General features: G+C 45.3%; 24 protein-coding genes. 8 read left to right on the plus strand and 16 right to left on the minus strand.

The window, feature by feature from the left end; genetic code table 11:
- Window positions 1-223: 223 nt before the first annotated feature.
- Window positions 224-1,708, minus strand: a complete 1,485-nt coding sequence (gltD, locus tag QUA33_RS08095; protein ID WP_333147921.1) for a glutamate synthase small subunit — start codon at window positions 1,706-1,708, stop codon at window positions 224-226.
- 517 nt (window positions 1,709-2,225) lie between these two features.
- On the opposite strand from gltD, the gene QUA33_RS08100 reads away from it, so the two are divergent.
- The 4 genes from QUA33_RS08100 to QUA33_RS08115 all read left to right on the plus strand — a co-directional run bounded on the left by QUA33_RS08100 (window position 2,226) and on the right by QUA33_RS08115 (window position 6,976).
- Window positions 2,226-3,257: a sulfate/molybdate ABC transporter ATP-binding protein gene (locus tag QUA33_RS08100; RefSeq protein WP_333147922.1), complete on the plus strand. Its 1,032-nt coding sequence runs from the start codon at window positions 2,226-2,228 to the stop codon at window positions 3,255-3,257.
- Between the two features lie 215 nt (window positions 3,258-3,472).
- Window positions 3,473-5,416 carry an ATP-binding protein gene (locus QUA33_RS08105; protein WP_333147924.1) on the plus strand — a complete coding sequence of 648 codons (1,944 nt, stop codon included), beginning with the start codon at window positions 3,473-3,475 and terminating at the stop codon, window positions 5,414-5,416.
- Window positions 5,417-5,572: 156 nt separating this feature from the next.
- Window positions 5,573-6,304 (plus strand): serine O-acetyltransferase, encoded by a 732-nt coding sequence (gene cysE / locus QUA33_RS08110; protein WP_333147927.1) that lies wholly within the window; start codon window positions 5,573-5,575, stop codon window positions 6,302-6,304.
- An 87-nt stretch (window positions 6,305-6,391) separates the two neighbouring features.
- Window positions 6,392-6,976 carry a Crp/Fnr family transcriptional regulator gene (locus tag QUA33_RS08115; RefSeq protein ID WP_333147930.1) on the plus strand — a complete coding sequence of 195 codons (585 nt, stop codon included), beginning with the start codon at window positions 6,392-6,394 and terminating at the stop codon, window positions 6,974-6,976.
- A gap of 342 nt (window positions 6,977-7,318) precedes the next feature.
- Here QUA33_RS08115 and QUA33_RS08120 read toward each other — a convergent pair whose 3' ends face one another.
- Window positions 7,319-7,594, minus strand: a complete 276-nt coding sequence (locus tag QUA33_RS08120; protein ID WP_333147932.1) for a hypothetical protein — start codon at window positions 7,592-7,594, stop codon at window positions 7,319-7,321.
- A 68-nt stretch (window positions 7,595-7,662) separates the two neighbouring features.
- Between QUA33_RS08120 and QUA33_RS08125 the strand changes: the two genes are divergently transcribed.
- Together QUA33_RS08125 and cysK are read left to right on the plus strand one after the other, a co-directional pair.
- On the plus strand, window positions 7,663-8,100 hold the full coding sequence (locus QUA33_RS08125; RefSeq protein WP_333147933.1) for an Rrf2 family transcriptional regulator: 438 nt from the start codon (window positions 7,663-7,665) through the stop codon (window positions 8,098-8,100).
- An 18-nt stretch (window positions 8,101-8,118) separates the two neighbouring features.
- Window positions 8,119-9,099 carry a cysteine synthase A gene (gene cysK / locus QUA33_RS08130; RefSeq protein WP_333147935.1) on the plus strand — a complete coding sequence of 327 codons (981 nt, stop codon included), beginning with the start codon at window positions 8,119-8,121 and terminating at the stop codon, window positions 9,097-9,099.
- A 139-nt stretch (window positions 9,100-9,238) separates the two neighbouring features.
- On the opposite strand, the gene QUA33_RS08135 is transcribed toward cysK, so the two are convergent.
- From QUA33_RS08135 to QUA33_RS08175, 9 genes are all read right to left on the minus strand, one after another.
- Window positions 9,239-10,033, minus strand: coding sequence for a sulfite exporter TauE/SafE family protein (locus QUA33_RS08135; RefSeq protein ID WP_333147937.1), 795 nt, complete (start codon window positions 10,031-10,033; stop codon window positions 9,239-9,241).
- Window positions 10,034-10,335: 302 nt separating this feature from the next.
- The gene (locus QUA33_RS08140) at window positions 10,336-10,839 is read right to left on the minus strand and encodes a hypothetical protein (protein WP_333147939.1); all 504 of its coding nucleotides are present in this window, start codon (window positions 10,837-10,839) and stop codon (window positions 10,336-10,338) included.
- Window positions 10,840-11,011: 172 nt separating this feature from the next.
- Window positions 11,012-11,248: a hypothetical protein gene (locus QUA33_RS08145; RefSeq protein WP_333097512.1), complete on the minus strand. Its 237-nt coding sequence runs from the start codon at window positions 11,246-11,248 to the stop codon at window positions 11,012-11,014.
- A 19-nt stretch (window positions 11,249-11,267) separates the two neighbouring features.
- On the minus strand, window positions 11,268-11,714 hold the full coding sequence (locus QUA33_RS08150) for a DUF202 domain-containing protein (protein WP_333147940.1): 447 nt from the start codon (window positions 11,712-11,714) through the stop codon (window positions 11,268-11,270).
- Window positions 11,715-11,729: 15 nt separating this feature from the next.
- Window positions 11,730-12,152 carry a DUF202 domain-containing protein gene (locus QUA33_RS08155; RefSeq protein ID WP_333147943.1) on the minus strand — a complete coding sequence of 141 codons (423 nt, stop codon included), beginning with the start codon at window positions 12,150-12,152 and terminating at the stop codon, window positions 11,730-11,732.
- Between the two features lie 146 nt (window positions 12,153-12,298).
- Window positions 12,299-12,964, minus strand: a complete 666-nt coding sequence (locus tag QUA33_RS08160) for a hypothetical protein (protein ID WP_333147944.1) — start codon at window positions 12,962-12,964, stop codon at window positions 12,299-12,301.
- Window positions 12,965-13,503: 539 nt separating this feature from the next.
- Entirely contained in the window at window positions 13,504-14,166 is a 663-nt protein-coding gene (locus tag QUA33_RS08165; protein WP_333147946.1) for a cadmium resistance transporter, read from the minus strand.
- 20 nt (window positions 14,167-14,186) lie between these two features.
- Window positions 14,187-14,891 (minus strand): cadmium resistance transporter, encoded by a 705-nt coding sequence (locus tag QUA33_RS08170; RefSeq protein ID WP_333147948.1) that lies wholly within the window; start codon window positions 14,889-14,891, stop codon window positions 14,187-14,189.
- Window positions 14,892-15,099: 208 nt separating this feature from the next.
- Entirely contained in the window at window positions 15,100-16,602 is a 1,503-nt protein-coding gene (locus tag QUA33_RS08175; protein WP_333147950.1) for an APC family permease, read from the minus strand.
- A gap of 387 nt (window positions 16,603-16,989) precedes the next feature.
- On the opposite strand from QUA33_RS08175, the gene QUA33_RS08180 reads away from it, so the two are divergent.
- Entirely contained in the window at window positions 16,990-17,904 is a 915-nt protein-coding gene (locus QUA33_RS08180; RefSeq protein ID WP_333147952.1) for a LysR substrate-binding domain-containing protein, read from the plus strand.
- A 137-nt stretch (window positions 17,905-18,041) separates the two neighbouring features.
- On the opposite strand, the gene QUA33_RS08185 is transcribed toward QUA33_RS08180, so the two are convergent.
- Entirely contained in the window at window positions 18,042-18,887 is an 846-nt protein-coding gene (locus tag QUA33_RS08185) for a prohibitin family protein (RefSeq protein WP_333147954.1), read from the minus strand.
- 56 nt (window positions 18,888-18,943) lie between these two features.
- Entirely contained in the window at window positions 18,944-20,146 is a 1,203-nt protein-coding gene (locus tag QUA33_RS08190) for an EAL domain-containing response regulator (protein WP_333147956.1), read from the minus strand.
- Window positions 20,147-20,565: 419 nt separating this feature from the next.
- On the opposite strand from QUA33_RS08190, the gene QUA33_RS08195 reads away from it, so the two are divergent.
- Complete coding sequence (locus tag QUA33_RS08195; RefSeq protein ID WP_333097529.1) at window positions 20,566-21,081, plus strand: heme-binding protein; 516 nt, start codon at window positions 20,566-20,568, stop codon at window positions 21,079-21,081.
- On the opposite strand, the gene QUA33_RS08200 is transcribed toward QUA33_RS08195, so the two are convergent.
- The 3 genes from QUA33_RS08200 to QUA33_RS08210 all read right to left on the minus strand — a co-directional run bounded on the left by QUA33_RS08200 (window position 21,068) and on the right by QUA33_RS08210 (window position 24,041).
- Window positions 21,068-21,484 (minus strand): secondary thiamine-phosphate synthase enzyme YjbQ, encoded by a 417-nt coding sequence (locus tag QUA33_RS08200; RefSeq protein ID WP_333062634.1) that lies wholly within the window; start codon window positions 21,482-21,484, stop codon window positions 21,068-21,070. The genes QUA33_RS08195 and QUA33_RS08200 overlap by 14 nt on opposite strands.
- 96 nt (window positions 21,485-21,580) lie before the next feature.
- Window positions 21,581-22,681: a glycosyl transferase gene (locus tag QUA33_RS08205; RefSeq protein ID WP_333147958.1), complete on the minus strand. Its 1,101-nt coding sequence runs from the start codon at window positions 22,679-22,681 to the stop codon at window positions 21,581-21,583.
- Window positions 22,682-23,027: 346 nt separating this feature from the next.
- Complete coding sequence (locus QUA33_RS08210; RefSeq protein WP_333147960.1) at window positions 23,028-24,041, minus strand: hypothetical protein; 1,014 nt, start codon at window positions 24,039-24,041, stop codon at window positions 23,028-23,030.
- Window positions 24,042-24,064: the final 23 nt, after the last annotated feature.

Consider the following 24,064-nt stretch of genomic DNA (forward strand, 5'->3'; position numbering starts at 1 on the left):
GGGATTTTAAAGTCCCAAAAGCCTTTCGATCCTAATTATTTGACTGCTACCCCTTGACAGGTCAAGACAGTATCTACAGACCATCGTCGGGGCGAGTTTCACCAACTATCTATGCCTGAAACCAACAATATAATAAACCCGCCCCCGCCCAAAGGTAAATCGGCCTCTACATTTTTTGAATGAGCTCGAACATCAGGTTAATCTCGGTTATTGGTTGGGAGTCTTACGGCAAATCAGTGCTCCCCATCAGATAAAGGTCGCACTCTCGGGCCACGCCGCGCCCTTCGTTAATCGCCCAAACCACCAAACTTTGTCCCCGGCGACAGTCACCAGCCGCGAAAACTCCCGGAATGCTGGTTGTATATTTTTCGTGCTCGGCTTTCACGTTGCTGCGGGCGTCGCGTTCCAATCCCAAGTCATCCAGCAAGGGCTGTTCCGGGCCGAGGAAGCCCATCGCTAGCAAGACAAGCTGCGCCGGCAACACTTTTTCCGTTCCCGGGATGTGGTTCGGAATAAACTGGCCTTTCTCGTTTTTCGTCCACTCCACCTCAACGGTGTGAACGGCTTTGACATTGCCGTTTTCGTCGCCCTCGAACTTGGTCGCCGTGGTGAGATAGCCGCGCGGGTCGTCGCCGAATTTGGCTGCGGCTTCTTCTTGGCCGTAGTCGAGGCGGTAGACTTTTGGCCATTCGGGCCAGGGATTGTTGGCCGCCCGTTCCGAGGGCGGTTTCGGCAGGATTTCTAGCTGTACCAGGCTTTTGCAGCCGTGGCGGATGGAGGTGCCCACGCAGTCGGTGCCGGTGTCGCCGCCGCCGATGATCGCGATATCTTTGCCTTCGGCGGAGATGAAGTTATCGTTGGTGCTCTTGTCTAAAACTGCTTTGGTGTTCGCAGTCAGGAAGTCCATTGCGAAGTGGATGCCTTTTAATTCCCGGCCGGGGATGCTCAAGTCGCGGGGTTTGGTGGCGCCGGTACAGAGCACAACGGAGTCGTATTCTTTTAGCAGTTGTTCTGCTGGTAAGTCTTTGCCGACTTCGGTGTTGCAGACGAATGTCACGCCTTCGTCTTCGAGGACTTTCAGGCGGCGCATCACGACTTGTTCTTTGTCTAGCTTCATGTTGGGGATGCCATACATTAGCAGGCCGCCCGGTCGATCGGCTCTTTCGTATACTGTTACCCAATGACCGGCTTTGTTTAGTTGCGCGGCTGCGGACAAACCGGCGGGCCCGGAACCGATGACGGCGATTTTTTTGCCGGTGCGTTTGGCTGGCGGTTCGGCAGTAATCCAGCCTTCATCCCAGCCTTTGTCGATAATCGAGGCTTCGATGTTTTTAATCGTGACTGGCGGGTTGTTGATGCCGAGCACGCAAGCGCCTTCGCAGGGTGCGGGACAGACGCGGCCGGTGAATTCAGGGAAGTTGTTGGTTTTGTGGAGTCTGTCTAGGGCTTCTTTCCAGAGTCCGCGATATACGAGGTCGTTCCATTCGGGGATGAGGTTGTTAATCGGGCAGCCGCTTGCCATGCCGCTGATAATTGTGCCCGTGTGGCAAAACGGAATGCCGCAATCCATGCAGCGCGCGCCTTGGGTGCGGAGTTTGTCCTCCTCCATTGGCAGGTGAAATTCGTCCCAGTTGTGGACTCTCTCGACAGGTGAGAGTTCAGAGGGCAATTCGCGCAAGAATTCGATAAAGCCTGTTGGTTTTCCCATAGTGGTGTTCTGGTTAGAATTTACTATTCTGGTAGTTTGTCAAAGCTGAAGCCTGTATGCTTATGAACTAACTATTGTCATATAAATTGTGGGCGATCGCACCTGAGATTGAGCAATTCCTACCTGAAATCTTCAATATCGCCGGGAGTCGGGGAATTGTCGGCAGCCGTAAAATATAGATCGACAGCCAAGAAACGGGGTTTTTTAGGGGAATTAAAAGTTTTAAAGGTTTTGATGCAGTATTTTCGTCCATCAAGCCCGGTTTCTGCGTAATTTCAGCATTGCTTACTCTGGGACGATCGCATTTACCGCTACAGCCACATCTCGAAACGCTGACGGCTTAACTCGGACGGTCCGCCGGCCTCAACTTTGAAACGCAGTCCCCATCTGGAGAGCATCGAGATCCTATACAAAAAGTTACAGACCTTGCAAAATAATATTTTCAGGATATACTACTGTAAATCTGTCAGATAAGCGGAGTTTAGTGTTTTAACTCCTAAAATAGGTAAATAAACTTATGAGCATTACAGTTCAGAACGTATCGAAACACTTCGGCTCCTTCCACGCAATTGACAACGTGAATTTGGAAATTAAAAGGGGTTCTTTAGTCGCGCTGTTGGGGCCTTCCGGTTCCGGGAAATCGACTCTGCTGAGGATGATCGCGGGGCTAGAACCGCCGGACAGCGGTCAGATTTACCTGATCGGTGAAGATGCTACTCATCAGTCGGTGCAGGAACGCCATATCGGTTTTGTGTTTCAGCACTACGCTTTATTCAAACACATGAGTATTCGGAAAAATATTGCTTTTGCGATGGAAATTCGCAAAGTTCCTAAAGGTTCTATTAGCAGGCGGGTTGAGGAACTTTTGGATTTAGTGCAGTTGACAGGTTTGGGCGATCGCTATCCTTCGCAACTTTCCGGCGGCCAGCGGCAGCGGGTTGCTTTGGCCAGAGCTCTAGCAGTTCAACCAAAAGTGCTGCTGCTAGACGAACCTTTTGGAGCATTAGATGCTAAAGTCCGCAAAGAATTGCGATCGTGGCTGCACAACCTTCACAAAGAAGTTAACATCACTACAGTTTTTGTGACTCACGACCAAGAAGAAGCTATGGAAGTAGCCGATGAAATTGTGGTGATGAACAAAGGTAGAGTCGAACAAGTTGGCACTCCTGCTGAAATTTACGACAAACCGGCATCAGCTTTTGTGATGAGTTTTATTGGGCCGGTCAATGTGCTCTCGAATGCTGCAGGTTTGTTCGCCAGCAACGGCACAACGGCTCGCCATAATGGAGCAGCTCATTCGGACGTAGTGTTTTTGCGCCCCCACGACGTGGAAATTAAAACTAAGCCGGAGTCTGGTTTTTCATTAGCAAAAGTCAGCCGCATCATTCATTTAGGGCGGGAAATACAAACCGAGTTAGTGTTAGAATCCGAGCAGGTAGTAACAGCTTACGTGAGTCGCGAGCGCTTCGATTCTCTAAATTTAACGCGAGATCAGCAGGTTTACGTCAAGCCCAAACACGCGATGACTTTTCCTGCTTATTCAATTTAAATCAGCGGCTGCATCTTACTCAAAATACTATCGGGGAGCTTTTACAAAACACTGCTCTCACATCGTTACCAGGCACGTGCCTGGTAATGCTGTCTCGTGGCTCTAAATCGGAGGCAGAGCCTCCTGAAATTCATTCCCAGGCTCTGCCTGGGAAGGGGAAAAAGCTTCCTCCTGAAATTTTGAGTGGGAACCATAAAAAAAGGTCAGCGAAGAATATGAATGCTAACAAATTGTTCAATTTAGCAACTAGCACTTTACTTACTTATCGCCGTTACATCCAGGCAGGATTAACACTTTTTGCAGGATTGGGACTTTCTGCGATCGCCTCTTCAGTTGCGTACAATTGGGAATATAAATCCATGCAAGCCGAACTGCAAGACCGGCTGGACAAAATAGCTACAGACATTCAGAGAGATGTTAGCGGCAATTTAGAAATAATTCGGGCGGTGGGAGCATTTTACAGCGTATTTGACGGCGTTAAAAAACCCGAAATTAATACATTTGTTGGTCCTGCCCTGTACCGCCATCCGAGCCTTAAGGCGATCGCTTGGCTGCCCCGTGTTTCTGACTCTCCGCAATTCCTGACTGATGAAATAGATTTAGGTTTAGATTTGACTGCCAATCGACCAGCATTAGAAAAAGCCGCCAAAAGACAAGAAATTATCGCGACTGACCGTCAAAAATGGTCTTCACAAAATCAACCAAGCGTATTCGTATTTCTACCAATTTTTAGTCAAATTTCTTCTAACAATACCGCAGAATTGTCGCCAAAATTACTTTCTAGAAACCCAGAAAATTTGAAAGGTTTTGCTTTCGGTATTTTGCTCGTTGATGCTATTGTGAAGTCGGCTTTGCAGGAAACTCAACTCAACTTTGTTAATGTGTATCTTCAAGATGCTATGGCTCCTGAAGCGGAAAGATTTCTCGCTTTTTACGAAGCAAAGACTAAAAGGATCGTCACCGACGAAAATATTAAAAATCAACTCCAAATTGGGGAAAGAGCTTACTGCCCGGATGGCAGCAGTTGCACCCGCATTCTCAATATTGAAAATCGCAGGTGGTTGCTGCAACTGCGGTTAACGCCAGAGTACATTAATCCTCTAAGATTTTGGCGTTCTTTGACGGTTTTAATTTTTGGGACAATTTTAACTTTGGCGGCGACACTTTATCTAATGAGCTTGTGGAATTATACCGCTTTAATTGAAAAAATAGCAGCAGAACGCACGGCTAAATCTCAAAGGCTAGAACAAACTTTGCAAGAGTTGCAGCAAACTCAAAGTCAACTGATTCAGCAGGAAAAAATGTCTAGTTTGGGCTTATTAGTCGCTGGTGTCGCCCACGAAGTGAACAATCCTATTAGTTTTATTTACGGCAATATCCACCACGCCAGCGCATATACTAGCGATTTGTTAGAGTTGGTAAAACTATACCAAAAACAATATTTACACCCTCCATCGGAAATTTACGAGTATTTAGAAAAGGTTGACTTTGACTTTCTCAGCAAAGATTTGCCGCAACTGCTGTCTTCGATGAAAATCGGAGCAGATCGCATTGTTCAAATCGTCCAATCTTTGCGGAATTTCTCTCGCTTAGATGAAAGCGAAATGAAACCTGTCAACATTCATGAAGGTATTGACAGCACTCTGCTAATTCTGCAAAGTCGCCTGAAAGCTACAGGCGATCGCCCGCCGATCGAGATTGTTAAAAACTACGGCAATTTACCTTTGGTAGAGTGCTATGCCGGACAATTAAATCAGGTGTTTATGAATATTCTGGCTAATGCGATCGACGCCCTTGAGAGTTACAACTTCGAGCGCGGGCCCAAAGCAGCGAAAGCCAATCCGATCGCGATCGCCATAACCACAGAATATTCACTCCCTGACAAAATAATTGTGCGGATATCTGATAACGGCCCCGGTATGGCAGAAAATGTCAAAAAACGGCTGTTCGACCCCTTCTTTACGACTAAACCAGTAGGAAAAGGGACAGGATTGGGACTGTCCATCAGCTATAAAATTGTCGTAGAAAAGCACAAGGGTGCGCTGCGCTGCGATTCGACACCGGGATTGGGGACGGAATTCTCGATCGAGATTCCGCTGCGGCAAGAAGTCAGACAAGCTGTACCGTTTGTTTCGCGGAAAATATCCGAGGCAGCTTAGAAAGGGCTGGGGAAGGAAAATTTTTTTCTCATTAACTACTGTAATTCGGTCGGATTATAGTATTATATGTAATAATGCCACAATCAATACTGCTTGATGCAGCTTAAACCGTTGGCACTGCCGATACTGTATAACCCAAACACGGCGAGAGTAAATATGTTCAGTGACTTGCAAATTATTTACGAACGCGACCCTGCGGCGCGCAACTGGCTGGAAGTATTATTTTGCTATCCCGGATTGCAAGCACTTTTTTTGCACCGGATAGCACACTGGCTTTATTTCGCTGGCCTGCCGTTTGTACCGCGCTTGATTTCCCAACTAAGCCGCTTTTTAACAGGTATTGAGATCCACCCAGGAGCAAAAATTGGTAGGGGCGTGTTTATCGACCACGGCATGGGGGTGGTAATTGGCGAAACTGCGATCGTTGGAGATTATGCTGTCATTTATCAAGGAGCCACAATTGGCGGCACGGGTAAAGAAATAGGAAAACGGCATCCGACGCTGGGAGAAAATGTAGTTGTGGGAGCCGGTGCTAAGGTTTTAGGCAATATTCAAATTGGCAATAATGTTCGGATTGGTGCGGGTTCGGTAGTGCTGCGGGATGTCCCTAGCGATTGCACTGTTGTGGGAATTCCCGGCCGCATTATCTCTCGAAAAAAGCAGGTGGAAGATCCTCTAAATTCTCAAGGCTTACCGGATTTGGAAGCTCAAGCGATTCGAGCTTTGTTCGATAGAATTAAGGATTTAGAAGAGCAGGTGGATTTTTTAAAATCTCAATTATCTCCGCTCAAAACAACTCAATCAGAGCAAGCAGAGGTCGAAAAACATAAATTATTCTTGTCTTCGGATTTATTCATTACACAGTTTTTAGACGGTGCCGGAATCTAGTAAAGCTTTAATTTATATAGATTTTTGCCAACCACACTATCCTGCTGTCATTGGAAAAACTAACTTTTATTCTTTCAGTAACTGGCTATGACTATTGCTTCTCTTTCCACTAAAACTTTTGATGAAACGAGCCGACATATATTTTCTCGCCGCTCGCACTTGCCCAACAGAAGCAATGCTCTGTGGCGAATTGAAAGTGGAGTAGTGCGAACTGTAACGTGGCTTGAAGATGGTACAATTATCACCTTGGGATTGTGGGGACCTGGTGATACGATCGGCAAACCGATATCAAAATGCGAGCCTTTTCAAATTGAATGCCTAACTAAAGTCGAGGCAATTTTACTATGTGGCGAGCGCTGGCTAAATAAAGATATTTTGCTCACTCACATTCAGCAGGCTGAAGATTTTATGGTAATGCGAGGTTACAAAAGAGTTGATTTTATGCTCTATCAACTATTAAATTGGCTGGCTAAGAGGTTTGGTTCCGAGGTAGAGCGAGGACATCTGATCGATATGATTTTAACGCATCAGGATATTGCAGAAATTATCGGTACAAGTCGCGTAACTGTCACTCGAACCCTCGGTCATTTTGAGCAGCAAGGCTTGATCGATCGTCTGCCATTCCACCGGATTATTCTGCAACCTTCTGAGGTGTGGCACTACGAAATATAAAAGGATATTAGCTGTTAATGGTTTACGGTTGCTGATGTAGGTGGTAGGAATGCGGTGCAAAAACAATCTTCGCTGACAATGCGATATTCTAGCAAATTCACAGTTCTCTAGACAACAAATAATTTGTATTAAATGTGCGTTAATTAAATTTTATTATCGACTCGTCAATAGGTTCAAAAGCAAGTGCGATCGTCGCCCTTGCTTTTCTGTTTCTCCTGATTTCTTTCTTCTCACTGCCAACAGATGCGATATCTCGCACCTGTTGACTGCCGCCAAGTAGGTGAGTATGAATAAACTTAACGATGACACAGCATATATCCGCCTACCTACTTAGCAGTTACTTTAAGGCGGGGGTATTGCCTGTAAAATAGTCGCTCCCTGCAACATTTGAGACTTTCGGGATCTACCGGCTTCTGGGTGTTCCCAAGACGGTGCAAATGGGGGAACTAAAAACGGACAAGCTTTCCACCCACCTTTGACCACCACGCCAAGCATCAGGCAGTTTCCGCCCCTGTGCCCGTGTTGCTCGTAATACCGACAGTGCCGACAGCTTAAACTTACATTGACGTTGCTCACGGGATTTATCCAACCGTTTTTGTAATAAAAATATACTAACACCTGTACACCTACCGGAATTGTGTACTATTATATAATGTACAATTTAAACTCGATCGCCAGTGGGGAATGTGGAACTATCTTCTAGAGTAGAATACGCCCTGTTAGCGCTCTTGGAATTGGCGAGTCACCACCCGACTGATTCGCCCCTAACAGTAAACGAACTTACTGCTTCTCAAGAGATACCGGAACGCTATCTAGACCAAATTCTTGCCGTGCTGCGGCGTGCGAGTATCGTCCAAAGTCTGCGGGGCGCTAAAGGCGGTTATTTGCTGGCAAAAGAGCCTTGGCAGATTACTTTGCTAGAGGTGTTTTCGACACTCGAAGGCGACGGCAGTGCCCCGACTCAAAAAGTTTCGGAATCTGTAACAATAGAAAAAACTGCGGTGCTAGAAATCTGGCAGGAAGCTCAACAGGCATCTTGGGCTGTTTTGGGCAAATACACATTACAAGATTTGTGCGAACAGCGGGATGTTCGCAAACAAGCACATCCCATGTACTACATTTAAAGGGAGAGAAATTAAGCCATGAGAATTGCTAAGGATGTTACAGGAATAATTGGCAGAACTCCTTTAGTTCAGCTCAATAAAATTCCCCAAGCCGAAGGAGTAGTTGCTCATATAGTAGCAAAATTGGAAGGGATGAATCCGGCTGCTTCGGTGAAAGATCGGATTGCGGCGAGCATGATTCAGGCGGCAGAAGATGCGGGGCTAATTCAACCGGGGAAAACTATTTTAGTTGAACCGACTTCAGGCAATACTGGAATTGCTTTGGCAATGATCGCGGCGGCGAAAGGCTACAGTCTGATTTTAACAATGCCGGATACGATGAGTTTAGAGCGCCGATCGATGCTGAAAGCTTACGGAGCTCGGTTGGAATTAACTCCGGGACATGAAGGGATGTTAAGCGCGATCGCCCGTGCGGAAGAAATTGTAGAAGAAACCCCCGATGCTTTCATGCTGCAACAGTTTCGCAACCCCGCCAATCCAAAAATTCACCGGGAAACAACGGCCGAGGAAATTTGGGAAGATACAGAAGGTAAAGTAGATTTTTTAGTGGCTGGAGTTGGCACCGGCGGTACGATGACTGGAGTTGCTGAGGTAATTAAACAGCGGAAACCGAGTTTTAAGGCGATCGCAGTTGAACCAGCCACCAGCGCCGTGCTTTCTGGAGGTAAATCTGGTGCTCACAAAATTCAAGGGATTGGTGCAGGATTTATTCCGGAAGTGTTGAAACCCGAGTTAATTGATGAGGTGATTGCAGTTAGCGACGCAGATGCGATCGCCTACAGTCGCCGACTAGCCAGAGAAGAAGGATTGTTGTCAGGAATCTCAGCAGGCGCGGCTTTGTTTGCAGCTATTCAAGTCGGCAAGCGTCCCGAAAATGCAGGAAAATTGATAGTTTTTGTGCAGCCTTCTTATGGCGAACGCTACCTCAGTACAGTGCTGTTTAAAGACTTAGAATTGCCGACAGTCAGCGAACTCGAAGCATTAGTCAGCAATTATTAATACGTAGTAGGGGCGATCGTCATTACTGCGACATTGCTATCAGCTTAACCCGAAAGACCGCCAGGGGTTTAAACCCCTGCCGGACGGCAGCGAAAGCGCATATTTGTTGACAGCAATACTCCTGACCTTACCCTACCTTTCAGACTTGATACAACTTCCAACTCGCCATTGCCAACATTCCGTAAATCACAAACTTTAGCGGGCGTTGAGGCATAATTTGGCAGAATTTAGCCCCTACCAAAACTCCCGGCACCGAACCCAACCAAATTGGCACAACTAAACCCCAGTTTACTGTTCCGAGGCTGAGGTGTCCCAGAGATGTAAACATCAATAAAATTGCCGCCTGCGAAATATCTGTCCCCACCAATTTAGAAGTATCCAGGCGGAAAAAAGCAATCAGCAACAGTGCAAACATCGAACCGGAAGACACGCTAGTGATTCCAACTATGCAGCCTAAAATTGCTGCCGCACTCACAGTACAAATACGACCATAATTAGTATTTAAGTCCCATTCAGGGGGCGAAGGCAATTTAAAATTAGGGAAAAAAGTTTTGACCGCTAATTGGATCAGCGATAAAGCGACAATTAGGGCGATCGCTACTCCGAGAACGCGCAGCAATATGCTGTCTAAGTCCTGAATTCCGCTGGATTTGATGCAGTGTAAAATCCACACCCCAGTCAGCGAACCGGGCACGCTGCCCAAAGCCAGCCACTTAACTACTTGCAAGTCTAGGGTTTTTTGCTGCCAGTGTTTAAAGCCGCCAACAACTTTCATCAGTGTAGCAGCTACGACATCCGAACTAATAGCAATTGATGCCGGAACTTGGAAAACAAAAATTAACATTGGGGTGATGAGCGACGCTCCGCCAACTCCGGTCAAACCAACGATAATGCCAACAAAAAAGCTGAGAAAGGATAGTAATAAGTAGTTCACTGTTATGCCCAAAAACTGTGTATTTAACCGCTGCCAACCAACAAATAGATAACTTGGGCGGCTCCTGCCACACAGCAACACAGGCAAAATCTTACTCGCATTTCAATATTTGTTACCCGAACTTTTGCTATTCAACGCTTAAATTTTTTTCGTGTTTAGCTACAATATTCTAGGTTGAACTCAGTAAATGCAATTAAACAAAGCTACAAGAAAATGTAGTGTAAAAGCTCCCTGATTTTATTATATTTACCTGTGTAACTGATTAAAAACCCTCGATGAATTGATGGTTTATGTTCAGCCTTCTACCTTGAAGTGACTATGGTCATAGGTAAAACAGAGCTGAGGTTAACCGACTCTTTGCCGGCAAAGAAATCTGGAGTATCGAGAACATTAAAATGAATCAATGCCACAACGACAATGGTGAAGGCGGTTGAGGAAACTAAACCCGTCAATAACTCTTTTTTGAGGTTTTTTTCCTTGGGTTTGTCTGTAAAAACATCTACAGCCCCGAATTGCATCAACAGAATTCCAGCAATATTGGAAAGCCAGTAGCCGACAATTGTGCCAGGAAACAGTAAATCTGGGGAAAGCCCACTACAGATATACCCAAAGGCGTAGGCAATTGGCAGATTGAAAAATATGTCGTTCCACCAACACAGCGGTGATAGCAAATATCCAATTCCCAGAAGTAACCCGCCTCTGATTTTTTTAAACCAGATTTCCTTAAAACCCTTAGCTTGTGGCAACTGTTGGGTCAGTTGTCCTGCAAGCTGGTACTCTTGACTGACTTTTTTAGCGTTTTCCACGATAATAGCTCATAACTCGATCGACTTACCGTAGTTTAGCAGCAAAGCTGACTTATGTCTAGTAAGTCAATCGACTTACCGTATTTTGTTGTCGATCGGCTCAATCTACTTTCTTTCGGGTACAAAAATATCGATGAGGGAGAGGTTGTTGAGAATGCTGGCTGGTGTCTGTTTAGACTGAGATCGAGAAATTGAAAGCTTCAGGCAAATGCTTGACAGTTTGCCAAAGATATGCAGTATCGATGCCCCAGTAATATTGCAGGTAAACGAGCAAAAGCCCGATCGCGACTGTCACGCCGAGCAATTTAGGGACTATTTTCGCGACAGTCTCCAGCACTACGAATGCTGCCCAGACAGCAGCACCTAAGATGAGAATGGAAGCGATCGTGGCAACTGTATCGTTGTTCATAATTAACTTCTGTTGACAATCAATCGGGTATGACAGAACTACTTGGGCCCAGGGCTGCTGCCAAAATCGAATAAATTACTCCAATTCCCAATAAGCCCACAGCAAAACTGAAAAATAAAACCATGGCGTCTGGGGGATTGTAGGTATCGCGGTCAATTTGGTGGCGAACGGTGAAGTAATGCTTAGTTGAGATTAAGACTGTCACCCAACCTATTAGAGAGAAGATTAAACCCAACTTCCACCCCATCGCCTGACGGTAATGTACGGGCATTTGCACGACGCGAAGTCGGATGATGACGACGCCAAAAGCCATGAGGGCGATCGCGGCCCGCATCCAGGCTAAGAAGGTGCGCTCATTTGCCGATCGATCGATCGCCCGCGACAGATTTGCCTGCTGTAGTTTCTCATCATCTACTTGCATCGGTTTGAACGATAATTGCACGCGATCGAACTCTTTAATATTCATATTAAACCGCCACCGTTATTCAGGTGCCATCAAACCAAATGAGCTAGAAGGAACGGTGAACATATAATAAATTACCCCAGCCCCTAGGATTGCGATCGCGAGGCTGAAAATAATTACCCAGCGATCGGTAGGTTCATAAGTATCGTAATCGATATCGTGACGGACGCCAAAGTAGTGCTTAGTTGAGAATAACACCGTCAGCAAACCCACTGCTGAAAAAAGCAAACCCAACTTCCAGCCATTGCCGGGAGTTGGGAGTAGAGGGGGATGAAAGGTGCGAAGGCGCACAATAACTACGCCAAAACCCATCAGGGATATTGCTGTCCGCATCCATGCTAAATAAGTGCGCTCGTTTGCCAAGTGATCCCGAACCCGCGACGGATTGGGTCGCTTAGTCTTTTCTGTATTTACTTTCGTGGATTTCCAATTTAATAGCATAGATTAACCTTTTAATTTTAATGGGAAATAAGAAGGTAAACCGATATATTTTCGCTTGGATGATTATCCGCCGGGGATTGCTCCCCGGCGGGATTTTGCATTGCAACGGGCTTTAAACAGCCGATCGCATTACAACTTCACCAAAACTAATCATTTTCCTCAGTAGGTGCGTTGGGAACTTGCGTATCTATGTAAGCCTGAGTCACATCAGGAACAAACCAATTCGCGTCCCCAGGCTGGAAAACCTTAGCAGTAGGAACGTTGAATTCTACAGCCCCCGTATCGGGATTAGCTCTGGCTACAACTTGAGTTCCGTCAACTATCTTAACAGCTAGACCCCCAGTCAATTCTTCGGAAGGTTGATCGGTCGCCCTTAAATCGGTTGCTTTGATATCACTGGGGAGAAAAATTCCATCGCAATCCCATTTATGTTCAGTTGTTTGGCCGTCAGCTAGAAAATAAAGGGCATTGTCGTAAGTAGAAGAAGCGGCTTTTTTGCCTTTCGGGCCGTAGACAGCCAGGGTTTTTCCGGTCTCGTTGCGGCACTGACCCCAAGGTTTTCCCGTTTCTAAAGTGTATTTTTGAAACTCCAATTGAGCGATTTTTTTCCGGAGTTCCTCAGGGGTATAATTCTGGGCGCTATCGGGTGCGTCTTTCGCTGCCTTGAGAGTGTTCAGAGCTTCAGTCACCTCTATGTAGTCGGGATTGCTCGCATATCTCGGCGTTTTTGGAGCGTCGGCCCAGGATGGGGGAACGAATACTAAATTGGCGGCCATTACCAACAGCACTAAAACAAATTTGAAGATTTTCACAATTTTTCTCCTTTTCTCGGTTGTCAGGTTTTTTCCAACTTTCTGTTTGCTTGCTATCTTAGGACTTAGGCAAAAACGATATCTCTTTAACTGGTTTGCCTGAGAAACCAAATTTTGCAGCATCTAAAAATCTGGTGGTTTAGGATTAGACCTATTGTCAAAGTTGAGCGGCGTGGGGTAGTGGCGAAGCGATCGGGCGATATTTTAAGGATTACTCCTCAAGTTTTTAGCTTAGTTTGATTCACCACTACACTATTATTGAAATGAAAGGTATATTCTTGCCTAAGTCTGGCAATTTGCTAGCTCACAAAATGGCTTGAACTTTCGTAAAAACTCGAGGCTAAATTAGTTTGAAGCTGCTTTTAGCTCGGTTAATTAGTTCATTATTAACTTAGCATAATAGGTGATATATGGCAAGTAATTTAGACACTATTTTAAAGAAAAAATTGGCAAGGTAAAAATGATGAGTTAGAACTTATGAATTCCCTAAAAATTATCTACCTATAGAGGGATGGAAGTTGCGGAACCGGGGCTAATTCCTAGTTAGAGTGAAATGCCTGAAGCAGCCGATAACTACCACTTTCAATCAGAATGAATATTCCCAAACCAATCAATACAAAAGGGACAACAGCCTTGGTATAGCGAGTCAAAATATGAGCGATCGCCCTTTGGCGAGTTAATCGGTAAGCGACATAAGACCAAACACCTACCATCACCGAGAAAACCGCCAAAATCACCACCAAGCTCGGCAAATCGCTGCTAGCAAACAGCGGCAAATAAATGCCGATGTTGTCTCCCCCGTTGGCCACTGTTACCGCAGCCACATTCAAAGTTTGGGGATTGAAAAGATTGACGAGTTTTGACAGTAAAGATGAGTTAGATTGACGGTTAAATTCGCCAGAGACGGCTTGTACGTCATTTTCCTGATTTTCTCTCTTGACTAAGTGACTGATGCCGATCGCGATCGGAACCAAACCCAGCAGGCCAATCCAAGCTTTCGGAACAATTAAACCGCCAAAAAAACCGGGCAAACTAGCAGCGATGAGTGCTGCAAATCCGAGGTACTTACCGACAAAGATATGCCGGGGACGGAAAGTATCATTTACCTGGGCGAAGAACAGCATCGAAATCACCATATCGTCGATATTGGTTGCGGCAAAAGATGTAATCCCGGCAATAATCGCTGCTGCAATCCAATTCATGTGCTGTCCCTGCAATTTTTCTAAACTTCTGTTTCGCTGGCGTTACTTCTACTCATAGTTATCAAACAGAAACAGCAACCAACTAAAGATATTATACTTAAAGTTGGGCTTGCCAGAGTGCCGCTTTTCACCAGAATCGCCATTCCCAATCCGATCAAGACAAAAGGCACAATCTGATTGCCGTAGCGAGTCAAATTATCCGCAATCGCCCGCATCTGAATTAACCGATAAGCAGCGTAGCACCAAACGCCCACCATCCCGAAGAATACAGTGAGAACCACCGCCAAACTTTCTAAAGTATTGCTAGCAAAAAGCGGCACATATATGCCGATATTGTCGCCCCCATTTGCCACCGTCACCGCTGCTACGCTGTAAGTTTGAGGAGACAGAAAACTGCTAAAAAAAGATTTCTCAGATTGCTCTAATTCTGCCTCAGCTTCCGAATTGTCAGTTTCGGAATTCAGCAAGCGGCTAAGCCCGATCGCAATTGGCAGCAAACCCAGCATTCCAATCCAATCTGGCGGAAAGATTAAGCGGCCAAAAAACCCCGGAAGGCTAACCAAAACCAGTGCAGTAAAGCCCAGAAACTGACCGAAGATGATATGCCTGCGCCGAAATACTGCATTCACCTGTGAGAAAAACAGCAGCAGAATCAGAATATCGTCTAGATTCGTAGCCGTAAAAGCTGTCATGGCGGTAGAAGTTGCTGTTAGTAATTCATTCATTTCTGTGTCTCTTGATATTTTTTATTTCGTTGTAGGCGCCGGAATAGTATATTAGCAAATGGCTCTCCGGATTCCCAAAAATTAAACTTTCTTGTGGGCTGTTGTTCCTAGTCAACCTTTGAAATGCTGCTCGACAATGCTGTAAGAACTCAGTAAAAACCCCGTTGCTAAAAACTTTTCGTCCTGAATGCGAACTGATAACTGCTAATCAAAAACGGTCGCTGTCAAAGGGAACGGCTTTCAATCGAACACCACCATAAATTGCATTTTCTTCCTCGAATTTGGCGTGAATTGCGTCAATACCCTGCTGCATCGAGCCCGTCAGTTCAGGAGAACGCAGCCGCTGCCAGAAAAACCATCCGCAAGTAACCACCAAGTACATCAAGAACAAGTAAGGAAAGGCATCGTAAGGAGCTTCTGGAGGTGGGAACATAGTGCTGCCGGGAATGCCCACGCTGCCCGCAACCGGAATCATCATAAATGCGATCGCCACAGCCGAGAACGCTACATCTCGCAGGCGCAACTTACCAATTTTGTGCAGGTAAACCGGGGCTGCGATCGAAATTAAGACGTACACGGTTAAAAATCCGTAGCTGCAAATTGCCCCCAAATAACCCATACAATCGAACAGTTTGATGTCAAACATAGACATCACCGCCGGCACAAGAAATGTCAGAAATGTACACATCGTTACTGCAACGTGGGGAGTTTTATTAGAGGAATGCGCTACACCTAATGAAGAGTGAAACAAACCGTGGCGCGCCATCATAAAAAATACTCTCGCCGCTGGATTGATGCTGCCGAGCACGCAAGCAAAAAAGCTAAATAAAGCGCCGAAAGCCACTAACTCTCCCAGCCAACCCATGCCCACTTGTTGTGCCAGAAAACTCAGAGGTTCTTCAGTATTAGTAATAGAAACTCCAGTACCGCTAAAACCCAAAACCTCAATATAGGTCATCAAAATGAAGAATAAGCCTGCCATCACAGCGCTGCCCATGACAGCCCTGGGGATATTTTTTAAGGGTTTTTTCGCTTCGTCGCCCAGAGATGTAGCACTTTCAAAACCAGAGAAACCAAACATTACTAAGACAAGCCCCGTCGCTATGTTCCCCGGAGTTACGCCTTCCAAAGTCAGTTGCGACATATCTAAGGCAAAACCTTTGTGCGCCCAGATGATAATTCCTAAAAGTGCGATCGCCGCCACCGATGCTCCTTCCAGCCACAGCATCGCCATAGCTGAGAGTTGGATATCTTTATAACCTGCATACCAAGCAACGCCAGCCCCGATCGCTAACAGCGTAATCGGTGAGGGATGGATGCCTAAATGACCGATGAAAATACCCGTAAAGTTGGCAAAACCGCACAAAACGGCCATCGCAGTAAATAGATAAGCCAGTACCAAACTCCACCCGCAAATTACGCCGGCAGTCGGGCCAAGTCCTTTAACAATATAAGAATAAAGAGAACCGGCAGAAGCCGATCGACTTGCAAATTGGTTGATATTGATGCTGACAAATACTAGGCCTATCAAGCCGATCGCAAAACTCAGCCAAGCCCCGTTACCTGAAAGAGCGACAATTAACCCTATATTAGAGGCTGGTATCGTTGTAGGTGCAATGACGGCAAAGGATTGAGCTAAAACCTCCCCGAAGGAGAGACAGTCAGGCTTTAAGCCGTGGGGACTGTGATTTTTTGGCGTTTTGTTAGTCATTTATCTTCTCTCTTTTTGTCGATCGACTTTTGGCGATCGGCTTAAACTTGTCGGTGCTGCTTCAGTATCGGGCCCTGCGTTAGAAGCTTAAGTCTCACCTTAAGGCTCTTCAGGGGTAGAATCAAATGTTGTTTTTTATCGAATTAATAAATACAAGTGATGCAGTGCCGCGGCCAAAGAACTGTTGGAAGACCAGACGTATCTGTCGCCACCAGCTCAAACCCTTGAGGTTAAAAGGAAAGTTAAAATAGCGGCTGGCAACCGTGCTTTATTGGTAATTCCAACCTGTACAAGATAGTGGACAAGTTCAGGTCAAAGCTTAGCCGCAATAGATTTTAGTCTCAAAAAATAACTGTATTTAGTAAAAGGTTACTCAGCATGGCCGGAATGACACTTGACCAACTGCGAGTTTTTCTAGCTGTCGCGGAACACCTGCACTTCAGCCGCGCAGCGGAGGAACTTTACATCACCCAACCTGCTGTCAGCGCGACAATCCAAAGCTTAGAGGCGCAATACGGAGTAAAACTATTTCACCGCATCGGCCGCCGCATCGAAATCACAGATGCTGGGAAGTTGCTGCAAGTTGAAACTCAGAAAATTCTCGACCAAGTTGCTTTGACTGAGAGAGGTTTGCGGGAGTTGAACGACTTGCAGCGAGGCGAATTAAACTTGGGTTGCAGTCTGACCATTGGCAATTATTGGTTGCCTGACAAACTTAGCAAGTTTAAACAGCAATATCCTGGTATTTCCGTGAATTGTACTCTGGCAAATGCCGAAGAAATTTGTGCGGGGACGGCGACGGGAACATTTGATTTAGGTTTAGTGACGGGAGACATCAAAGCTTCGCTTAAGAACGCTCTGGAGGAAGAAGTTGTAGGCAGCGAACGCTTGCTGATTGTAGTTGGCCAATCTCACCCTTGGTTTGAACGGGCAGAGGTGAGTTTAACGGAAATTGCGAAAACGGATTGGGTGATGCGAGAAGCTGGTTCTGGAGTGCAGCAAATGTTGGAACAAGCTTTGCAAAGTTGGGGCATTAATCCCCATGAATTAAATGTAACTTTAGTTTTGAATAGCAGCGAAATGGTAAAAGCAGTAGTGGAAAGTGGCACAGGTACAGCGGCTATTCCTGAATTGATGGTAAAAAAAGAAGTGCAGCTATCTACACTGCGAGCGATTAAAATTATAGATAGCCAACCAAGCTCTAATTTATGTTTTGAAATAATTAAACCTGTTTTAAAACTGAAGCACCGACAGCGTTTTCAAACTAGAATTACTAAAGCTTTTGAACAGATATTAACTTAAGGTGCTGGTAATTGGTAATTCAGGACTGCCCCACGAATACTCACTAAAGCGGGTTTTTTACCCACATAAAAAGCTAAACTCCCTGTATGTGTGTAAAGAAACCCGGTTTCTGGCGACCCCTGCATCCAGGATTATAATTATCTTTCAACCAATTTCCTTAAGTCCAATAAATTTTTACCCCCATCACCAGTAATCAGCGGCAATTTCCCATCCCATTTTTCTATAGCCTGCCTTTCCAAAAGTTCTGGAGTCAAATTGTCCCGCAGCAACCTTTGCACCTCGGCTTCTCCCTTGGCTAAATTCACCTTAGCCTCGGCCTGTTTTACTGCCTTTAGCGCTAAAAACTCCCCTGTTTTTGCCTCCTGTTCGGCAATTTGTTTTGCCTCCACTGCCTCGCTAAACCGCTCAGAAAAGTGAACGTGTACTAAAGAAATATCATCAACTGCAATGTGATACGTAACCAGCCTCAAGGTCAAAGAATCATCAACGGCGGCTTTAACTTCTCCCCGTTTAGTAATAATCTCTTCAGCCGTGTATTTAGCCATAACTGCTTTTAATACTTCTTCAACAGCCGGATCTATAATGCGAGCAACGACTTCTTTTTCGTCACCTATTTGTTGAAAAATAGCATTTGCTTCTTCTGGGATAATATGCCAATTGAGTGCTACATCTGTGAAAACATCTTGTAAATCTTTTGAGGAAGCTTCAGCGGAACTTTCCTGTTTCTGTACCCTGACTGTCAACTTTTTTACAGTATAAACTGTGGGGAATATTACGTGGATTCCTTCTCCGAGTACCTGTTCTTGAACTTTCCCAAACTGCATCAGTACGCCCCGTTCTCCAGCGTTGACAATGACAAAAAAATTGGACAGAATAGCTAGGAAAACTATCAGTAGAGCTAGTTGAACAGCTATGTAAAATTCCTTATTTTTTTTATTGCTTGATTTGAGTGAGTCAACGTTACTTCTGGATTCTTCTATCATCTCCCACCCCGACGATCGCACTTAATTATAGGACCCACATTGACTTAATAGATATTTTATTTTCCTGCCACCAACAACTGTTCAAAATCCGCTGCTGCCAAAGGAGGACTGAACAAATATCCTTGCATTATATCGCACTTATGGCGCCATAGAAAATCTTTTTCTGCTTCTGTTTCAACTCCTTCGGCAATTACCTCAAGACATAGACTGTGCGCCATTTCAATAATAGCTTTCACAATCGCTGCATTGGTGCAACCATCGGTGATATTGCTGATAAAACAGCGGTCTATTTTTAAAGTATCGAAAGGGTATTGCGTCAGATAGCTTAAAGAAGAATACCCAGTTCCGAAATCGTCAAGAGATATACAAACTCCCAAATTTTTCAAATGTTGCAAAGTTGCGATCGCACTTTCGGCATCTTCTACCATCAAACTTTCTGTCAGTTCTAATTCCAAACTGCTCGCTTCCAAACCAGTTTCTGCTAAAATTTGGGCAACTCTGCTGCTGAGATCCGGTTGGTGAAATTGGCGCGGCGACAGATTTACCGCTATTCGGAGCGGAAAACCCGCATTTTGCCAAACTTGCATTTGCCTGCAAGCTGTCTGCAACACCCACTCGCCTAACTGTACAATGAAGCCAGTTTCTTCGGCATGGGGAATAAATTCTGCGGGCGAAATCAGCCCTTTTTCTGGATGTATCCAGCGCACTAAAGCTTCTGCGCTCATAATCTTACCTGTCTGGACATTGACTTGCGGCTGATAGTAAACTTGGAATTCTTCTCGTTCCAGTGCGTTGCACAAACTGGTTTTTATGTGTTCTAATTTGTCGGCAGTATTTTCGATAAATTCGCTGCCTTGCCCTCGCAAAATATTGTACTGTTCGGCGACAGCTTCTTGTTTTTTCAAGCGACTCGATATCGCGCCCACAAGTTCCGCTTTACTAAAAGGTTTAGTCAGGTAATCATCTGCTCCCAATTCCATACCTTGACGCATTTCAGAGCGATCGGCTTTACCGGTCAGAAAAACAAAAGGTACTGTAGCAGTAACAGGATTCGATCGCAAGGCCACCAGCACCCCATAGCCGTCAAGTTCTGGCATCATCACGTCGCAAATAATCACATCGGGAAGATTTGATACCGCCGCATATAAACCTTTTGCTCCATTTTCTGCACCCGTCACGTCGAAACCTTCAGCTTTGAGGAGTTTGAGAATATTCTCCCGAATTACTTGCTCGTCCTCAATCACTAGAATCTTTTTCATACGTCATTCCCTGAAAGCGACATAATTGATAGGCGTTACTGAACGCGATAAGCGTGGCAATAACTGAGAACGTACAGCTCGATCGACCCAACAGCCGAATATTTTCCGATACAAATAGCAAACGCCTGAAAACACTAATTTTTCAAGCACAACTAGATTAATGTTTCTCTGTTTAGTCAGTGCCGTCCGTATTATTACGAGGTTAATTAATAATCTCTCAACTAATTCTAGGCGATCGATAGTTAGCAGCGCCTTAAATAACTGCTAAACTAATTGTGCCACCTGAACGATTGTCTGCAAACAATCTCAGCCTATTTATACCAGTTGCCAAAAACCATGCAACTGCAAGCAAGTTCCAAACCCTTGCGGAGTCAGTCTTCCCCATTCTTCAATGTAAAATCTCAACTTTTAAATCTCAAATGGTATTACCTACTGGATTCCCTGAACCCGCACAGATTGGGGTCATAGAAGTTAAGCAATATCCTCACTACCGCGCTGTCACCTACACCCATGCGGGCGATTTGCGACAAGCAACTGGCATCGCCTTCAATCCCTTATTTCAACACATCAGCAACAACCAAATTGCGATGACAACGCCAGTAGAAGCGCGCTACACGGAAAATTCCGGGCAAATCGATGCAGTTCCCCAAGCAGAAGTTTCGTTCCTCTATCCCGAACCAAATATCGCCCCCAGCAGCGTTAACTCCGCTGTAGAAGTCACAGATACTTCTCCGATGACAGTTGTCAGCATCGGCGTGCGCGGGGCCTACACTTGGGAAAGCTACGAAAATAACCTCCAGAAACTCAAAGATTGGCTTCAAGAACATCCTGAATACGAAATAGTCGGGCCGCCGCGCCGCTTTTTTTACAATTCCCCGATGACGCCGGAAGCAACTAAAATCAGCGAGGTACAAATTCCGATCAAGTGCCGCTGACGTGAACAACTAACTCGCGAATGTGGCCCCGCTGGCGGTGTTCCCACAGGTAAATTCCCTGCCAAGTTCCTAACAGCAACCTGCCGCGATCGATCGGGATTTGTTCGGAAGTGTGAGTCAGCGCAGTGCGAATGTGTGCCGGCATATCGTCTGGGCCTTCCGCATCGTGAATGTAGCGATCGCCCTCCGGTACCAGTTTAGCCAAAAAGTTAGCCAAATCCTTAAGTACATCCGGGTCAGCATTTTCTTGAATCACCAAACTAGCAGAAGTATGGCGCAAAAATAAACTACAAAGTCCCGTTTTAATACCTGAATTCGCCACCACATCTTCTATCTTAGGAGTGATTTTGCACAGAGATTTCCCTGTAGTTTGAATCTTGAGTATCTGTTGATAGTGATTCATTCGATTTTAGCTTTTAGATTTTGGATGAGACTGATGTAAAAGTCTTCTGTCGGCGGAGGTAGACTTTGTTTGTGTAAGATCGATTTCTAATCGCACTTATGAAAAATAGTCTACAACAGCTTGGGCGATCGCCTCCGTACCATTTTTCTCCAATTTATCCGACAAACGTGCCGGATGCAGCGGTTGTCGCAAAAACTCCCAATCTCCCTCAAAAAACTCCGTCGCCGTCACAATTTGATGTTCCGCATAATTTTGAATCCCTTCCAGCAACACCGCAGCTTCCGCAAAACCTTCTCTCATTATAGAAACAACCGGTATTTCCAAGCGCAAAGCTTCCGCAAAAGTGCTGTATCCCGGTTTAGAAACTAAGCGCCCGCAGACAGGCATAATATCAACCGGACGCGGTAAAATCGGCAGAGATTTTGCCAACTCCTGATTTTTGACATAAATCAAATTCGGCAAATCGGGAGATCCCGCATCAAAAGTAATAAATTGCCAGTCGCTAAATAGCTGTAAGTTTTGATAAGGAATTTCTTCTAAACCCAATCCGCCGAAAGTCAACAATACAGTTTTTTCCAGCGGTGTTTCGATGCCGAATACTTCCCGAATTTTTTCGTGACTGTAGCGCGGGTTGCCGCCAGTCAAGCCCACATCTTGAATATTGGGGAAAGCTGCCATCGGTTCGTGCAAAGGAAGACGAAAAAGCCGATCGCACATTCCGAAACATTCACCAATCCAATCTGCCATTTCTACAAATTCCCCGCCCCAATCGCGATAGATAAAATCCCACCCAAAATTGCTCATCATCCAGCAAGGAACCCCAGCCGAGGCCGCCATTCGCGTTGCCAAAGGAGGAATGTCTGCCAGCACCAAACCCACCCGATTTTGATTGATAAAATTAACTTCGCTTGCAATTAGGGAATTTTGCTTTTTCCGAATTTCCCGTAATTTTTCCAGCGTTGCGTCTTTATCCATATTCAAACTGTCAGCTTGCACGACACCCACATCAAAAGCTCGGGGACGGTGGATAAAGTCGCCACCAATATAACATTCTAGCAGCCAGCGAGGTGCTGTTGTTGTGATAATTAGTAAGATATCTGGATTTAATTCTTGAATTTTTGCAGCTACGGACGCAACTCGGACAGCGTGGCCGAATCCGTGATTGGTGATGGCAATATATAATGTTGGTCGAGACATTGGTAATGGGGAATGGGGAATGGGGAATTGGGAATTGGGAATTGGGCATCGGGGATCTGGAATTGCGGTAGAGATTGGAAGGCAACAATGCCAAGCTTCAAGCGACGCTCCACCAACAATGACACCATTAATAACTAATGACTAATGACTAAGCAGTTGTGTATTTAAATTGTATATTCCTGGCGTTCCTCTGAGCAACTTACCAGATTTTTTTTCTTATTATTGACTATAATAAAATTAGTTTTTAATGATGAACGGCACTCCTGTATTTATGAAGAAATTAAAACTCAAATTTTTCGTCATAACTTAATTATAATTGTACAGGGATCAAATATGCAAGAACTCATCAATCGGACGCGCCCTTAGACCAAACAGGCAATTGATTAATCTTGTCCAGCGTTATATCTACATACTTTTTACCGTCCGCCGCCAGATTTTCCCCAAAATATCCCTCATCCCCGTCGTGCTTGTGAGGGCCACTCAAAGCTTCTGCATAGCGGCCTTGCAAACGAGCTTGATTGAAAGGAGAAGTCGCGTACCAGTACCAGCGACTCGGAAAAACTATGCCGCCAATATCCTCAATTGAATCGCGAGTGCCGCGAAAGTGGAAAATGCGATCGGCTTCTGCAAAACCATTTTCTCCCGAAAAGACGCCCCCAACCGAAACAACCGTAATTTCTGCCTTCAGCCATTCTTTAAGATAGCGAGTAGCACCCAAAGCAACTTGTGCGCCGCCGCTAGTGCCAATTAAAATAACTTTCAAAGGTTTTTGAGAATTTACTGAAATGGGAGATTGAGCATTCATGCGTTCGATAATTGCATTAGCAATTCCCTGATTGTATGCAAAGCCGTAGCGATAATCTAGAGAAATTGCAAACCTCCAAAGATTGCGAATTTTGATGAATATATCCCCCGCAATCGGCCCTTTTTTTGCCTGTTCTGCAAACCGCCAAAAAGGAGCTAGCCACCGCTCTCCTCCTAAACTTTTGTTAGAAACTGAGTAAGGAAAAACATCGCCCACTGCTACGCATTGCGGGTGACTTTTAACTAAGCGCTTGAGAAACAACTCTTCGCCCGGGGTTAATTCATCTCCCGAAAAATCGCCAACTCCCGGTAAAAAGATGATATAGCAATTAAGTGGCGAAGACTTACGCGCTTCTAGATTGCCCTTCTTAGATGGCAATATCTCCGGTGGACTTTTCTTGATACCAAAAGTTTCGGCACTTTGATTCAGCCACCATATAACAGTCCCCACCGGCGAAAGAATGCCCCAAATTATCAAAATTACACCTGCGATGAGCAACAAATTTAAACTTCCCCCGCGCAGCCATGCAAGTATCCGTAATATCAATCTTAGCATTTAATAAAATCTGGTAGAATGCC

The organism is Microcoleus sp. Pol14D4 (assembly GCF_036701245.1).
Taxonomy (GTDB): Bacteria; Cyanobacteriota; Cyanobacteriia; order Cyanobacteriales; family Microcoleaceae; genus Microcoleus.

Excerpts from the sequence above, each read along its gene's own strand:
- gltD (WP_333147921.1), bottom strand. The coding sequence starts at position 1,708 with ATGGGAAAACCAACAGGCTTTATCGAATTCTTGCGCGAATTGCCCTCT.
- QUA33_RS08100 (WP_333147922.1), top strand. The coding sequence starts at position 2,226 with ATGAGCATTACAGTTCAGAACGTATCGAAACACTTCGGCTCCTTCCAC.
- QUA33_RS08105 (WP_333147924.1), top strand. The coding sequence starts at position 3,473 with ATGAATGCTAACAAATTGTTCAATTTAGCAACTAGCACTTTACTTACT.
- cysE (WP_333147927.1), top strand. The coding sequence starts at position 5,573 with ATGTTCAGTGACTTGCAAATTATTTACGAACGCGACCCTGCGGCGCGC.
- QUA33_RS08115 (WP_333147930.1), top strand. The coding sequence starts at position 6,392 with ATGACTATTGCTTCTCTTTCCACTAAAACTTTTGATGAAACGAGCCGA.
- cysK (WP_333147935.1), top strand. The coding sequence starts at position 8,119 with ATGAGAATTGCTAAGGATGTTACAGGAATAATTGGCAGAACTCCTTTA.
- QUA33_RS08145 (WP_333097512.1), bottom strand. The coding sequence starts at position 11,248 with ATGAACAACGATACAGTTGCCACGATCGCTTCCATTCTCATCTTAGGT.
- QUA33_RS08150 (WP_333147940.1), bottom strand. The coding sequence starts at position 11,714 with ATGAATATTAAAGAGTTCGATCGCGTGCAATTATCGTTCAAACCGATG.
- QUA33_RS08155 (WP_333147943.1), bottom strand. The coding sequence starts at position 12,152 with ATGCTATTAAATTGGAAATCCACGAAAGTAAATACAGAAAAGACTAAG.
- QUA33_RS08165 (WP_333147946.1), bottom strand. The coding sequence starts at position 14,166 with ATGAATTGGATTGCAGCAGCGATTATTGCCGGGATTACATCTTTTGCC.
- QUA33_RS08170 (WP_333147948.1), bottom strand. The coding sequence starts at position 14,891 with ATGAATGAATTACTAACAGCAACTTCTACCGCCATGACAGCTTTTACG.
- QUA33_RS08175 (WP_333147950.1), bottom strand. The coding sequence starts at position 16,602 with ATGACTAACAAAACGCCAAAAAATCACAGTCCCCACGGCTTAAAGCCT.
- QUA33_RS08180 (WP_333147952.1), top strand. The coding sequence starts at position 16,990 with ATGACACTTGACCAACTGCGAGTTTTTCTAGCTGTCGCGGAACACCTG.
- QUA33_RS08185 (WP_333147954.1), bottom strand. The coding sequence starts at position 18,887 with ATGATAGAAGAATCCAGAAGTAACGTTGACTCACTCAAATCAAGCAAT.
- QUA33_RS08190 (WP_333147956.1), bottom strand. The coding sequence starts at position 20,146 with ATGAAAAAGATTCTAGTGATTGAGGACGAGCAAGTAATTCGGGAGAAT.
- QUA33_RS08195 (WP_333097529.1), top strand. The coding sequence starts at position 20,566 with ATGGTATTACCTACTGGATTCCCTGAACCCGCACAGATTGGGGTCATA.
- QUA33_RS08200 (WP_333062634.1), bottom strand. The coding sequence starts at position 21,484 with ATGAATCACTATCAACAGATACTCAAGATTCAAACTACAGGGAAATCT.
- QUA33_RS08205 (WP_333147958.1), bottom strand. The coding sequence starts at position 22,681 with ATGTCTCGACCAACATTATATATTGCCATCACCAATCACGGATTCGGC.
- QUA33_RS08210 (WP_333147960.1), bottom strand. The coding sequence starts at position 24,041 with ATGCTAAGATTGATATTACGGATACTTGCATGGCTGCGCGGGGGAAGT.